Source organism: Aminobacter sp. GW821-FHT11F06 (genome assembly GCF_058808215.1).
Window position 1 is genome coordinate 435,843 of record NZ_JBXARL010000001.1, and the last position, 14,588, is coordinate 450,430.

Genomic DNA, 14,588 nt, shown 5'->3' on the forward strand with positions numbered 1-14,588 from the left:
GAATGCTGGAACTGAGCGCGCTTGACCAACTGGCCAAGCGGCATGGCGATGGTCTGAGGCCGGAACTGCGAGAATTTCTTGGCCGGATAGCCGCTGACAACGTCACCGAACTCGCGCGCTTTCGCCGCGACGGAATTGTCCAGGCTGGCCCGAACCCGCCAGGACGTTTCATGTTCTGACGGAAACAGAACCCGGGTGTTGTTGCACGCGCTGGGTTGTCGATGGCCGATGGTGGCCTTTGTAGAACAAGGCAGCGGGCCGACTAGTTGCCCTTGGTCAGGATGTCTTCGGCAAGCGAGATCGCCGTGCGCCGGTCGGATTCGTCGGCAAGCGCAAAGGCCTCTTCCTGCATGCCCCTGATCCAGGGCTGGTCGGAAGGTGTCGCGCGTTCAAGCGCTGCGGTCATCATGGCGAGACCGCGCACCACCTTGCCGCTCTCAAACAACAGATTGCCGAGCGTCGCCTGTGCGCCGGCATGGCCCTTTTCCGCAGCGAGCTGCAGCCAGCGGCCGGCCTGCTTGACCGAAGCCTTTACACCGCCATCGCCCCTGAGGAACATCTTGCCCATCTCGTACTGGGCGTCGGGATTGCGGTAGTTGGCTGCGGCGCGCATGTAATATTCCTGCGCGGCGACCTGGTTGGCAGACACCGGGCTGCCGGGAATGCCTTCCTTCATGTAGCCACCAAGCGCCACCAGCGCGTCGGAGACGTAGCTCTCCTCGGGCGAGCCGGGCTCGACATCCTGCTCGGCGATCTCGGTGAAGAACTTGAAGGCTTCGTAATCGTTCTGGGCCACGCCGTCGCCTTCGGCATACATGCGCGCGAGCTTCCAGGTGGCGCCGATCTGGCCATTTTCGGCGGCATAGCGATAGGCCTCGACAGCCTGATCCTTGTGGCCGCTCTTGTAGGCGGAGAAACCGAACTGGAACACGGCCCAAGGGCTCGACTGCGGCTTCACCCCTGTTTTGTCGTCGAAGACCTTGTCGTCGAACGCCAGCGCCTCGCCAGCAGCGCCCATGAGGGCTGCCGCGACAAGCGCCGAAAAGGCTGATGCTCTTACCAATTCAGATATGCGCATAGCAGTGTGCTTCTTTCGCCCACCAAGGCGGGTGACCGCGCCATCACGGCTTGGCCGCGCGGTTCGGACATAATTCCAGGTCGCGCCCAACCGACCGCCGGTTGAGCACGGTTTCAACTCTTTCACCCTCTCCGCCAATTCGGGCTCGGGCCGTGCCTTGCCAACATTTTTGGCCGGGCGCTTCATGTCCTGAGCATCGATAAGGCCACGATGCTCGCTGTTTTCGACCAAAGTACGGCCAATTTCGTGCAAGCAATCGTGATCGAGTGACGTCCTCGTCGGCCGAGCCAGTCCGCCGACAATGTCAAGATTGCTTCCGCAGCGAGCCCGAAAACTCATCGGCAAATAGGAACAGGCAAGCGCATGCGCCAGTGCCGCCGTCTTGCGGTGGCTGGGCAGCTTGGCCTTGAGGATTGCCTTGGCGTTCATTCCTGTTCCTGCCGCACCATCGCGGGCCTACTTCATGTTCCACCCGAAATCCGGGCACTCGTCAAAAGACCTATCCGGGGTGCGCCGGGTTTATGGCGGGAAATGGGCAATTGTCCCGCTTGGTTCCTTAGCCGAAAGCTTGCTGGAAAAGTGTTGCTGAATCATCACAACCGTTGCGGACTTGCCGCGCCATGGTTTCCGAAATGGAAATGGGCCGTAGCCAACAAAAAGCCGGGCGCGAGGCCCGGCTCAATTGCCCTGCTCCCAATGGTTTCTACCAGGAGGGCGGGTTCATGGCGTTTTGGTCAGAACTTGATCTTCATTGACGCAGCACCGGCATAGACCGGATCGCTGTCAAATTCATATATGACGGCATTCGCAACGTCGCCGACGCCATTATAGGCCGACTCTCCGCCGGTCATGATGCCGATCGACCCACCCAGTCGGAACTCGATGTTCTGGGTCGCCGCCACGGATATGCCAGCACCAAAATTCCAGGTGTCCGACTGATAGCCAGAGATGGTGGATGTACCGCGATCCCAGGTGATCTGGGCGGCACCGCTGATCATGTCATTGAACTTATGGCCGACACCGCCGGCGATGGTCCAGCCGTCACGATAGAGGGGATCGAAGGACACCTTCGAATCTGGCGAGCCGGGAATACCACCGGTAGCCGGGCTCCGAACGCCTTTGATCGGTATAACGCCAAGCTTGCTCCACTCCTGCCACCGGACGGAGCCGAATGCCAGCCAGTCAGGCGCGATACCCGTCTGGAACTTGAACTCGACTGCCTGCGGAATCTCGGCGGACGCAGTCACCGGGAAGACCCCGGTTGAACCAGGAACCGCGTCAGCGGGGGCCCCACGGCCTCTAAATCCGGTCGTGTCGACCGTGCCCGAGAGCCCGTCATACTGATAGCGCGAATAGTACATCAGGCTTGCCCGGAAGGCGATCTCGGGCATTTCGTAGGCGCCGCCGATGCGCCAGCCCCAGGACGAGTCCGAGAGCTTGAAAACGCCGAGGCCCTTGTTTCCGAAACCGAGAAGTGTCTGGCGCGACAAGAACGCGTCAACATCCTGATAAGACACGCCACCGATGAAGCGGACCGATCCCTTGCCTACGTCCATCTTGTACGAGCAAGTCAGGCCGAAGTCGTTGGTATCGATCGAATACTTTACCGCAGTCGGAGAATAGGCGTTGTTCATGCCATAATTGGCGTCGGCGCCATATGGCTTCGAATAGGAAGCCAGGCAGTCGACCGGATCGACAACGTTGAACTTGAGCCCCACCCTCGGCACGGCATAGTCACCGTCAACTTTGACTTCAGGAGATGCCAGTCGCGTGCCGTCAAGGCGGCGAACGTTCTTCAGCGTGCGCTGAGGCGACACATAGGTCACGCCGGCTTCGAAGGAATAAGGTGCTGCATCAAACAACTGGTCGATGTTCACACCGCCGCGGTCAAAACCACCGGCCTGTGCCGCACCTGCTGCTACGATCGTCAGCGCCGTTGCCCCCAGCAGCGCTTTGAGACGCGAAATATTCATTGTGTCCTCTCCCGAAATGCTCGTGAGCCGAATTGAACGATTTCATTCTCATCACGCAACATTGATTTTTTACAAACGCGCGTGCCGAAGCCGTCTCTCCAAGAGATCGCCGCAGACCTTCCGCTTACGCAAACGTCAATTTTAGTGGTTTCGCTGTTTTCGCGAACAGAGTTCCAGGAAAATCCATGGATGAATGCCCCGGAAACACTCATTTTCCGGGCATTTCAGCCCCTTGTTACATTATGGCAACAATCAGGCGGAAAATGGTTACACTGCCGCAATTTACGTAGCGGCATGCTTGTTCCGGCGGCAAACGAAGTTGCTGCCGCAGCGTAAAGCCGCGGCAGCGCTTTAGCTTCGAATCGTCAGCCGGCGTCCCTGACACGGGAAAGTGCCGTGTCGAGCTTTTCCTGCGTCTGGCGGTAGTCTTCGAGTTTTTCGCGCTCGGCAGCGACAATATCCTCGGGAGCCGAAGCGACGAATTTTTCGTTCGACAGCTTCTTGTGCAGCCGGGCGATCTCTTCGGTTGTCTTGGCGAGTTCCTTTTGCAGGCGCGCGGCTTCCGCCGTCAGATCGATCAGGCTGCCGAGCGGCAGGCATGCGGTCGCTTCACCGGCAACGATCTGCGCGGCCCCCTTGGGTGCCGCTGCCGCATGGGTGATCTCGCCGACACGGGCCAGACGGGCGATCGCCGACTGATGGCGCTTGAGGCGCGCCAACGTCTCGTCATTGGCGCCGACAAAGACCAGCGGCGCGATTGCCGCCGGCGGCACGTTCATCTCCGAGCGCACCGAGCGGATGCCTGAGACAAGATCGACAAGCCAGTTGATCTCGGCGGCAGCGCCCGCATCCTCGAAGTCAGGCGACGGCCAGGCCGCGTGGCAAAGCAGCGACGACCGCTCCTTGCCCTCGCCCGCCGTATGCGCCCACAGCTCCTCGGTCATGAACGGCATCATCGGGTGAAGCAGCTTGTAGATCTCGTCGAGAACGAAGGCCGCGACCGCCTGGCTTTCGGCCTTGGCGGCCTCGTCTTCGCCCATGAAGATCGGCTTCAGCAGTTCGAGATACCAATCGCAGAAGGTGTTCCAGACAAAACGATAGGCCGAACCCGCCGCTTCGTTGAAGCGGTAGGTGGTGATCGCCGCCGTGACCTCGCGCGTGGCGCGGGTGAGCTCGGTCAGGATCCAGCGGTTGACAGTCAGCTTGGCGTCGTTGAGCCAGAACTCGTCATTGCGCGCAACACCGTTCATCTCGGCAAAGCGCGTGGCGTTCCACAGCTTGGTGCCGAAGTTGCGGTAGCCGGCGATGCGAGCCGGGTCGAGCTTCACGTCGCGCCCCTGCGCCGCCATGATGGCCAAGGTGAAGCGCAGCGCATCCGCCCCGTACTCGTCGATCAGTTCGACCGGATCGATGACGTTGCCCTTCGACTTCGACATCTTCTGGCCGCTCTTGTCGCGAACCAGCGCATGGACATAGACAGTGTGGAACGGCTCCTCGTCCATGAAATGCAGGCCCATCATCATCATCCGGGCGACCCAGAAAAAGATGATGTCGAAGCCGGTCACCAAAACGTCGGTCTGGTAGTAGGTATCGAGTTCCGGCGTCTTGTCTGGCCAGCCGAGCGTCGAGAACGGCCAAAGTGCTGACGAGAACCAGGTGTCGAGCACGTCCTCGTCGCGGGTCAGGATCTTGCCGGGCTCGAAATTCTCAAGCTGCTCCTCCACCCAAGCCTTCCAAGGTCCGGCAAGGGCGAGATAATGCTGGATGGCCGCATCGAGCGCCTCTTCTTCGGTGCGCTCGACAAAGACATGGCCGTCGGGGCCATACCATGCCGGGATCTGGTGTCCCCACCACAGCTGGCGCGACACGCACCAGGGCTGGATATTCTCCATCCAGTCGAAATAGGTCTTCTCCCAGTTCTTGGGCACGAAATTGGTGCGGCCCTCGCGCACGCTGCGGATCGCGGGCTTGGCCATCTCGGCGGCGTTGACCCACCACTGGTCGGTCAGATACGGCTCGATCGGCACGCCGCCACGGTCGCCATGCGGCACCATGTGCTTATGCGGCTCGATCTTGTCGAGGAAGCCGCCCTCCTCCATCATCTGGACGACCAGCTTGCGCGCCGCGAAGCGGTCGAGGCCGTGTAGCTGCGCCCACACACTGTCGCGCGTCTCGTTGCGTTCGACACCTTCGAGGAATTCCTCGTTGTCGACAATGTTGATGTTGGCCTCGACGGTCAGGATGTTGATCGCCGGCAGATTGTGGCGCTTGCCAACCTCGAAATCGTTGAAATCATGCGCCGGCGTGATCTTGACCGCGCCCGAACCCTTTTCCGGATCGGAATACTCGTCGGCGACGATCGGAATCTTGCGGCCGACGATCGGCAGCACGACGTTCTTGCCGACCAGCGCGGCATAACGCTCGTCGTCGGGATGGACCGCGACAGCCGTATCGCCAAGCATCGTCTCCGGCCGCGTGGTCGCCACAGTGATGTAGGTGCTCGGGTTCTCCGGATCGTAGACCTCGCCCTCGACCGGATAACGGAAGTGCCAGAGGTTGCCGTTGACCTCGTGCTGCTCGACCTCCAGGTCGGAGATAGCGGTCAAAAGCTTCGGGTCCCAGTTCACAAGGCGCTTGTCCTTGTAGATCAAGCCCTGCTTGTGCAGCGTGACGAACACCTCGATGACCGCCTTGGACAGGCCCTCGTCCATGGTGAAGCGCTCGCGCGACCAGTCGCAGGATGCACCCAGCCGCTTGAGCTGGTTGAAGATCATGCCGCCCGACTCGTCCTTCCACTCCCAGACGCGCTCGACGAATTGCTCGCGCGTCAGGTCGCGGCGATGGATCTGCTTTTCCATCAGCTTGCGTTCGACCACCATCTGGGTGGCGATGCCTGCGTGATCCATACCCGGCTGCCAGAGCACGTTCTTGCCGCGCATACGCTCGAAGCGGACAAGAATATCCTGCAGCGTGTTGTTGAGCGCGTGCCCCATATGCAGCGAGCCGGTGACATTGGGCGGCGGAATTACGATCGTGAACGGTTCCGCGCCTTCGGCAGCACCCGCGCCGGCCTTGAAGGCGTCGGCGTCTTCCCAGGTCTTGGCAATCTTGGGTTCGACGGTCTTTGCGTCGTAGGTCTTCTCAAGCATCGGAATTGGTTCCGTTTGGTCCGGATTTACTGGTCCGGTGTAAATCGGATGGGTGGGATCGAGTCAACCGTCGGGGCTGCAAGTGGCGCGAACAGCGCGTGCAGCTTCATTGTTGCCGAACCGGATGGCAAGCTCATGGCAGGCGCCAAACGAACTCATTGCTGCGGCCCGTAGGTAGCATAGCGCGTGACGCGGGCCAAGGCACTTCATCTTCGACATGCACTGTTCAGCGCAAGCCATTGGCCAAGAATCACAATTTCTGCGGGATGAAGGCCTATGGATATCTGATGGAGACTTAGCCTGTCAGGCGCCGCGCGCCACGCGCTCGATCTCTTCACGTACCAGCCGCTCGACAAGCGTCGGCAGGTTGTTGTCGAGCCAGTCCTGCAGCATCGGCCGCATCATCTCGGCGGCGATGTCGTCAAACGACTTTCGGCTGCGCGCCGCATAAGCATCGTTGAGCTCGCCGAAGGCCGCCGACACCTGGCGACCTGCCTGCTCGGAAATGATCACGGGCTTCGCCGAAAGCAGTTCGTCAGCAGTTGCCGGCTCGGCGGGTACAGCCGTGACCGGCGCTTCGACCTTTTCCGGTTCGCGTGCCGGGCCAGCCAGGCGTTCCATCTGCTCGACGGCCAATGTGGATTTGGGCGTCCAGCTTGCCGCGGACGCGCGCACGGCTGCCAGGGCTTCGGCCGCAGGCGCGGGCGTCTCTGTCACCACAGGCGTCTTCGTGACGACAGGCGTCTTCGCCTCGATCGACGGCCAAAGTGCCGAGCTGCTGGCATCGTCGCGACGCGCGGTCTCGAGCTTGACTGGAGTTGGGGCGATTTCGGGCTTCACATCGACAGGCACGGCCTTGGTCGCCTGAAGTTCGGCCCGGAATGCTTCGACTTCGATGACATTGCGGTCGCCACGGTCGTCTTCCGGCTCCGGGCGCATCTGCTCGAAATCAACGGCCGGACGGCGTCCGGTGTCGTTGTCTTCGATGATCCTGCGGATGGAAGCGAGAATCTCTTCCATCGAGGGTTCGCGCTGAGCGCTGCTAGCCTGGGCCATCGTCACATCCGCCGCCTTCGTGACAGGTTACAAAACCCGCCCGTCGAAACGGGCTTCGAATCAGAGCCCAAGCGTAGCCTACTGATTCCCCTTCGAGAATCCCCAATCGGACAGGTCCGCCGATTTCAACAGATTACCGCGCGGCGCCCTGGCTGGCTTGGCCGGCGAATGAAAACGGGCGCCTGCTCCATCGAAGCGGACGCCCGTTTGAACTTCTGCGGTCGCTCTGACGGTCAGCGGCCGTCCGGCGTCCTGAGCCCGAACCACTTGTCCTTGACGGCGTTGTAGTGCTCCTGCGGCTGGTACTTCGCCACCTGCAGCCCAAGCCGCTCGGTCGACAGGTAGCCCGTCGCCGAAAGGATGGCATAGCTCGCCACGACAGTGTCGCGCTCGGATGTCGCGAGGTTGATCTGGGCGTCGATGACATCCTTTTGCGCGTTGAGCACGTCGAGCGTGGTACGCTGGCCGACATTGCGCTCTTCGATGACGCCGTTGAGCGCCAGCTGCTGGGCCGCTACAAGCGCGCGATTGGCGGTCACGCTTTCCATCGCCGCCGTATACTGCGTCCATGCAGCCGTCACTGCCGCGCGAACCCGATCGCGGCTGACGTCGACCTCGATCCGAGCCTGGCCCAGCGTCTCTTTCTGCTGGCGCACCGTCGCGGCAACACGGCCACCCTGGTAGATCGGCACGGTCAACGTGGCGCCGATGGTGGCCGAAGTGGCATTGCCGTCACTGAAGGCGGTCGGCGAGGTGTCACGATATTCCTGTGCAATGCCTGCTGAAGCCGACACTTGCGGCAGCAATTGGCCTTCCGCAGACTTCACCGAAAACCCTGCCGCATCGACAAGATATTCAGTCGCGAGAATTGCCGGGTGCTGTTTCGCAGCCAGCGCGATCGCTGAATCCAGGCTTTTGGGCAGCAACTTGCTGAGTGGCGAGGCCGCCTTCAAGCTCTTCGCCTCGTCGCCGACGATCTCGCGGTAAACCGCCGCACTGGACAACGCAGCCGCACGCGCGGCAGCCAGCGATGCGATCGCAGCGGAACGCGAAGCATCCGCCTGCGCCACGTCGGTGCGCGTGCCTTCGCCCACGTCGAAACGCGAGCGCGCCGCGCGCACCTGTTCCGTCAGGAACTTCAGGTTTCGCTCGGTCAAGTCTGCCACCTGGCGGTCGCGGATGACATCCATATAGGCTGCGGCAGCATTAAACAGGATGGTCTGCTCGGTGTTGCGCAGGCTCTCATTCGATGCCCGTACGCGCGCCTCGGCTCCGGCAACGTTGTTCCTGGTCTGGAAACCGTCGAACAGCGTCTGGTTGATCTGAACGCCGAACGAACCGACCGACAGATTTGTGGTCGCGTTCGAACGCCGCGTCGACGAATAATCGACGCTGGCGGTGCCTGCTATCGTCGGACGCCAGCCTGACTTGGCGATGGCTACGCTTTCATCGGTAATGCGCACACCGGCGCGGGCCGAATTGAGCGATGAATTGTTCTGATACGCCTTTGAAAGGGCACCAAGGATTGTTTCCGCCGAGGCCGACAGCGGCGAGAGCGCCGTGGCTGAAACCAAGGCTACGGCAAACAAGCTTTTACGGAAAAACGGCAACACGCGTCCCTCATTCATTCTGCGGCGGACTGCCTGAAGGCAGTCTGGATGCCCCTCGCCGGATCAGACCTAAAGCGCCAATTCCAGACCAAATCAGTCCGGAATCAGTCGCACTCGTTCGAGCGTTAGATCATCACGACACTCGATGCGCCGCAAGAAAAAGGAGATCAGAACTCAAATTCGCGTGTTCGATTGAAGCCGGGTAGTGGCTTAACTGCCGCATTGAAGGCTTTGCGGGCTGTTACTGTCGCGGCGTTCTTGAGATAAACTGCGGCCACACCAGCATTGCCTCGCCCCTCGACGGCGACCAGGCGGCCGCCTTCCTTGAGCTGGGCAAGCAGCACTTCGGGCACCTGCTCGACGCTGCCGCCGATGAAAATGACATCGTATGGCGCCTGCGACGGATAACCGGCAGGCAGTGCCCCGGAGACGACGACGACATTGTCATAACCGAGCGAAGACAATGTTTCGGTGGCACGCGCGGCAAGTGTTGCGTCGCTTTCCAAGGCGATCACCGAGCTTGCGAGGCGCGACAGCACGGCTGAGGAATAGCCTGTACCGCAACCGACATCGAGCACAAAGTCACTGGATTTGATCTCGGCCAGTTGTGCCAGCTTGGCGAAGGGCGACGGCTCCATGAGATAACGCGGCTGATCGGCAGCGGCCGTCGCCGCGTAGCGCAGGTCCTCGTCGATATAGGCAAGCTCGCGCTGACCGTTCTCGACGAACGCCTCGCGCGGCACCGAGAGCATCGCGGACAAGATGGCGGCATCGGTCACATCGGTGGTGCGGATCTGACCGTCCACCATCTTCACGCGACGTTCGGAAAATTCAGCGTTCATGTTCAAACCGGGCCCGCCTTCGGCGCGTGACGCGCAAAAATTCGTGGGTGACCCCGAAAATTCGATGTGATTTTCGGAAAGGACACGCACTGACTCTTTAGTGCTACAGCGTCCTTGCGCAGCCGAACAGCGCGCGCGGCGCTGTAGTGCACCCGAATGCGGTCCTCGGCGGCGGTTGCCGAGGAAGCTGGAGGCCTCGCCCGGAATCGAACCGGGGTGCAAGGATTTGCAGTCCTCTGCGTAACCACTCCGCCACGAGGCCTCGCCGCTTCGGGCGTCTACACGGCTCCAATAGGTTGCCAGGAATCCGCCGTCAAGCGGGGAAGATTGTTTCCCGCTGGTTTTGGATCAGACGAGCTTGCGGGAATCGATGGAGCACATGTTCAGGCGCCCCCACTGAAACGAAGCCCGAGGCCCCGCCCTTCACCATACGTGTGGTGGCAGTGCTGTTTCATGCCGGCCTGATGCGCACGAACAAGGCTGACGCCCCCCCCCCAAGCCGTGTCGCGAATCCTCCACCCGTATAGAGTGGCTAGTTGTTCGCCGGGCGCTTGCGCCTTTCCCACCAGACGATCAGCTTGCGGCGCACACGACGCACGATGTGGAACTCGTGCGAAAGAATCAGCAGGCCAAGCGGAATCATCCAGAAGCCGAGCACCGGCAGGAAACCGAGCAGGCCGAAGAAGCAAAGCAGGATCCCCAGCCCGATCCGCACGCCGCGCGAGCGCGGCATGGCGAATTCGCGGCCGAAGACCGAAATCTTCCGCCTCGGGGGCTGCTGAGGTTTCTGTGTGATCATTATCCCTGCATATCCGCTGATCCGTCTGCGCCCGAATGCCGCGCCAAGCGCGCGAAGGTCCTTGCGAAGCCGTCATATGAGCGCGCTTGAAGGCGATTACCAGAAAGGTCGTGGGGAAAAACTTCGAAAAAGAACGATTACGGCTTTGCAAATCGCAAACGCGTTTGCTATAGCCCGCCTCGTTCACACGAGCCCTGTTCCCCGGTAGCTCAGTGGTAGAGCAACCGGCTGTTAACCGGTTGGTCGCTGGTTCGAATCCGGCCCGGGGAGCCACCTGCCTTTCGAGGCAACTCGCAACATAGAAAACGGCAATTTCAGGGACCCTACGCTGCGATTGACCAAATGCGATCCTGGTTCAGCGTCGAGCCGGCCACCATAGGCGCCCTGCCCGCGATTGCGACACGCGCCATCTGGAGCCGGGTCGAACCACCGCTCAACAACGCTCAAGCGCGTCCTCTCGCCCTCAAGCTCTTCAGATCGCTTTTCCGATTCAGGCGGGCAATGGCGCGGCAGTCCAGAAGACGCCTCGAGATAGACCAGCCATAGACCTTGAGTTGAAATTCCTTTGCGAGCCCGTCAGTTTTCGACACATATATTAGAAATTTCGCAAACAGCCTGCATCCACAAGAGCGAATCCAGGCATATATTTTCCTAAATTCCCCACATGAGAAAAATATTCTTGCTCATGTGGATACCTATGATCATCATTCATGTTGCCGCTGCGTCAAGTGGTAGAAATTACTGCCCATGGTCAGCGGCGAATGTCGATCAATGGGAGATTTTCATGAAACGCATACTGATGTCGCAAATAGCCCTAGCCACCTTCGTGGCAGCGTCAGCCTCGACGTTTGCATTGGCCAATGAACAAAAGGCCGTCAGCGCCGAGCAGGTCAGCGAGCTCAAGAAACGCGCGATAGAGGGCATCGAATCCCGCGCGAAGCTCGCCCAGGAGATGACGGATTCGATTTTCAGCTTCGGTGAACTGGCGTTCCAGGAAATCGAAACGTCGAAATACATCACCGGCATCCTCGAGAAGAACGGCTTCACCGTCGAACGTGGCGTCGCCGGCCTGCCGACCGGCTGGGTTGCCAAATGGGGATCTGGCGAGCCGGTCATTGCGCTCGGCAGCGACATCGACGGCCTGCCGAAGACCTCGCAGAAGCCTGGCGTCGCCTATCACGAACCGATGATCGAAGGCGCGCCCGGACATGGCGAGGGCCACAATTCCGGACAGGCGGTGAACGTGGTCGCGGCACTGGCGCTGAAGGACATCATGGAGAAGGACAAGTTGCCTGGCACCATCATGCTGTGGCCAGGCGTCGCCGAGGAACTGCTCGCCGGCAAGGCCTACATGGTGCGCGACGGCGTTTTCAAGGATGTCGACGCCGTGCTCTTCACCCATGTCGGCAACAATCTTCAGACCACCTGGGGCCAGCCCAACGGCACCGGCATGGTTTCGGTCGAATACACGTTCAAGGGCGAGTCGGCGCATTCGGCCGGGGCGCCGTGGCGCGGCCGCAGCGCGCTCGACGGCGTCGAACTGATGAATATCGGCTGGAACATGAAGCGTGAGCACCTGCGCCCCGAGCAGCGGTCGCATTATGTCATTCCCGACGGCGGCGACCAGCCCAATGTCGTGCCGTCAGCCGCAACGGTCTGGTACTTTATTCGCGAGCTGGATTTCGACAACATTTCCAAAAACTTCGAGACCGCCAACATCATCGCGGACGCGGCGGCGAAAATGTCGAACACGACGGTTTCGCGGCAGATCGTTGGCACCGCAGCACCTCGCCACTTCAACAAGCCTATCGCCGAGGCGGCCTACGCCAACATCCAGCAGGTCGGCCTGCCGACATGGAGCAACGACGAGCAGACCTTCGCCAAGGCCGTGCAAAAGACGGTCACCGCCAAGGAGGAAGGCCTCGCGGTCAAGCTCAAGGAGCTTCTGCCGCCGCTGGAGAAACCCGAGAGCGGCGGATCCGACGACATCGGCGACATCTCCTGGGTGGTGCCGACGATCACGCTCAACTATCCCTCGAACATTCCCGGCCTGCCCGGCCACCATTGGTCGAATGCCATGGCGATGGCGACGCCTATTGCCCACAAAGGCGTCATCGCCGGTTCGAAGGTGGTCGCCATGACGTCGATCGACCTTTTGACCAACCCCGAATTGTTGGCCAAGGCGACGGACTACTTCAACAACGAGCAGCAGAAGGGCCAGAAATACGTTCCCATGCTGACCGCCGATGACAAGCCGCAGATCCAGAAGAACGTCGAGATCATGGCAGCCTTCCGACCTGAAATGCAGAAATTCTACTACGATCCGTCGAAATACCCGACCTATCTCGAACAGCTGGGCATCAAGTTCCCGGTTCTCGAAAAGAAGTAGGGCCTTGGGGCCTTTTGCGCATCAGCCGCGATAGCTGATGCGCGCAGCCATGCGGCGGGCAACAGCGCCGCCGCATGGAAGATGTACAGCAATCATCGCCGGCGGTTGACGGCTGCCGACTCGCATCACAGGCCGACCAGTTCCAGTGCCGCGCGTCCCTTTGGTCAAAGGACGCTACAGCACTGGTCGGCACATGATTTGGCAGGCGCGGCCGTCCAGTCGTCCCTACGCCCGACGCCCCCCATTGGCGCGCACTATGGCGAGGCGAGCGTCAACACCTCGCTGGAGAACTTCGGCGACAGCTAGCAGCTCAAGGGCATCGCGGGATTCAGGGTCAAGTGGTAGGGGGCAGAGAAAAGGCCTGCCGGGAGGGGATCGCGGCAGGCCCTGTCGGGAGCGCGGTTGTGTGTGTGCATCAACGGAGCGCTCGACGGTAAAACGCGGTGGACGCCCGCAGGTTCCAAGTTTCCATCGCTTAAGGGGCCAAGAAGGCCCGCGTCCAGAGACGAACCCATCGATCTATCCGAACGATTTAAGTGATATTACGCGTTGGATCGATCAAAAGCCGGCGAATAGCTTGCGCCTGAAATACGCAGGACCAAGCCATGAACGCCCTCACCCCGACAAAAACCGCCGTTGCCGTCGCCATCAACCCGCGGCACGCGGTGCCCCATGCAGTTCACGGAAAACAGCCCAGCCTGTTGCCCGGCCTGCTGCTCGTCGCGACAATCGCTGCTTGCGCCTTCGCGCTCAGGCTGCTTCCCGGCCTGTCCGCCTTCAGCCCGATGATCATCGCCATCGTCCTCGGCATGGCCTTCCACAACCTCAAGGGCACCCCAGCGCGTGCCAAATCAGGCGTTGCGTTTTCGATGCGCAAGGTGCTGCGCTTCGCCATCATCCTGCTTGGCCTGCAGCTGACCGCCAGCCAGGTCGCCGAGGTCGGCGCCATGGGCATCGCCATCATCGCGACGACGCTTGGGGCGACCTTCGCTTTCACGCTTTGGCTCGGGAAACTCATCGGCGTCGATCAAAAACTTTCCGAGCTGATCGCCGCCGGCACCTCGATCTGCGGTGCGTCCGCCGTCATTGCCACCAACACGGTGACCAATGCACCCGATGAGGATGTCGCTTATGCTGTCGCCTGCGTCACCGTCTTCGGCTCGGTGGCGATGTTTGCCTATCCGCTGCTGGCGGGTCAGCTTCACCTTGCCCCCCATGCCTACGGGCTGTGGGCGGGTGCTTCGATCCATGAGATCGCCCAGGTCGTTGCAGCAAGCTTCCAGGGTGGCCAGCAGGCGGGCGAGTTCGGCACGGTGGCGAAACTCACCCGCGTCATGATGCTGGCGCCCATGGTGATCGCGCTTGGCGTGGCCGCCCGGCAGCGCGCGAGATCGGCCGGCAAGGCGCACAATGGTGGCGCTGCACCCATGCCGTGGTTCGTGCTCGGTTTCGTCGCCATGGTCGGCCTCAACAGTCTCGTCGACCTGCCCTCCGAGGCAAAGGCATGGGTCGTCACATCAACCACCTTCCTGCTGACCATGGCGCTTGCCGCCATGGGGCTTGAAACCGATGTCCGCAAACTTTGGGCACGCGGCGCCCGTCCCCTCTTTCTTGGACTTGGCGCGTTCCTTTTCATCGCGACTTTCTCTCTAATGCTGATCAAACTTCTGGGCTGACGACCGAAAGGAAAGC

10 protein-coding genes and 2 tRNA genes are annotated in these 14,588 nt (G+C 61.0%); 4 read left to right on the forward strand and 8 right to left on the reverse strand.

What is annotated here, in order from left to right; genetic code table 11:
• The first annotated feature begins 2 nt into the window (after nucleotides 1-2).
• Nucleotides 3-179, forward strand: coding sequence for a hypothetical protein (locus tag AC1RTB_RS02120; protein ID WP_492876558.1), 177 nt, complete (start codon nucleotides 3-5; stop codon nucleotides 177-179).
• 83 nt (nucleotides 180-262) lie between these two features.
• Here AC1RTB_RS02120 and AC1RTB_RS02125 read toward each other — a convergent pair whose 3' ends face one another.
• The 8 genes from AC1RTB_RS02125 to AC1RTB_RS02160 form a co-directional block, all read right to left on the reverse strand.
• Complete coding sequence (locus AC1RTB_RS02125) at nucleotides 263-1,078, reverse strand: tetratricopeptide repeat protein (protein ID WP_492876556.1); 816 nt, start codon at nucleotides 1,076-1,078, stop codon at nucleotides 263-265.
• Nucleotides 1,079-1,812: 734 nt separating this feature from the next.
• Complete coding sequence (locus AC1RTB_RS02130; protein ID WP_492876555.1) at nucleotides 1,813-3,051, reverse strand: outer membrane protein transport protein; 1,239 nt, start codon at nucleotides 3,049-3,051, stop codon at nucleotides 1,813-1,815.
• A 365-nt stretch (nucleotides 3,052-3,416) separates the two neighbouring features.
• On the reverse strand, nucleotides 3,417-6,200 hold the full coding sequence (locus tag AC1RTB_RS02135; protein WP_492876553.1) for a valine--tRNA ligase: 2,784 nt from the start codon (nucleotides 6,198-6,200) through the stop codon (nucleotides 3,417-3,419).
• A 303-nt stretch (nucleotides 6,201-6,503) separates the two neighbouring features.
• On the reverse strand, nucleotides 6,504-7,256 hold the full coding sequence (locus AC1RTB_RS02140) for a PopZ family protein (protein WP_492876551.1): 753 nt from the start codon (nucleotides 7,254-7,256) through the stop codon (nucleotides 6,504-6,506).
• Nucleotides 7,257-7,489: 233 nt separating this feature from the next.
• The gene (locus AC1RTB_RS02145) at nucleotides 7,490-8,866 is read right to left on the reverse strand and encodes a TolC family outer membrane protein (RefSeq protein ID WP_492877291.1); all 1,377 of its coding nucleotides are present in this window, start codon (nucleotides 8,864-8,866) and stop codon (nucleotides 7,490-7,492) included.
• 167 nt (nucleotides 8,867-9,033) lie between these two features.
• A complete protein-coding gene (locus AC1RTB_RS02150; RefSeq protein WP_492877289.1) occupies nucleotides 9,034-9,708 on the reverse strand; it encodes a protein-L-isoaspartate O-methyltransferase family protein in 675 nt (224 codons plus the stop codon).
• 188 nt (nucleotides 9,709-9,896) lie between these two features.
• A tRNA-Cys gene (locus tag AC1RTB_RS02155) sits at nucleotides 9,897-9,970 on the reverse strand.
• A 270-nt stretch (nucleotides 9,971-10,240) separates the two neighbouring features.
• Nucleotides 10,241-10,507: a hypothetical protein gene (locus AC1RTB_RS02160; protein ID WP_492876549.1), complete on the reverse strand. Its 267-nt coding sequence runs from the start codon at nucleotides 10,505-10,507 to the stop codon at nucleotides 10,241-10,243.
• A gap of 198 nt (nucleotides 10,508-10,705) precedes the next feature.
• On the opposite strand from AC1RTB_RS02160, the gene AC1RTB_RS02165 reads away from it, so the two are divergent.
• From AC1RTB_RS02165 to AC1RTB_RS02175, 3 genes are all read left to right on the forward strand, one after another.
• Nucleotides 10,706-10,780: transfer RNA gene (locus AC1RTB_RS02165), tRNA-Asn, on the forward strand.
• A gap of 511 nt (nucleotides 10,781-11,291) precedes the next feature.
• Entirely contained in the window at nucleotides 11,292-12,896 is a 1,605-nt protein-coding gene (locus tag AC1RTB_RS02170) for an amidohydrolase (RefSeq protein ID WP_492876547.1), read from the forward strand.
• Nucleotides 12,897-13,597: 701 nt separating this feature from the next.
• On the forward strand, nucleotides 13,598-14,572 hold the full coding sequence (locus AC1RTB_RS02175; RefSeq protein ID WP_492877287.1) for a YeiH family protein: 975 nt from the start codon (nucleotides 13,598-13,600) through the stop codon (nucleotides 14,570-14,572).
• The last annotated feature ends 16 nt before the right edge of the window (nucleotides 14,573-14,588 follow it).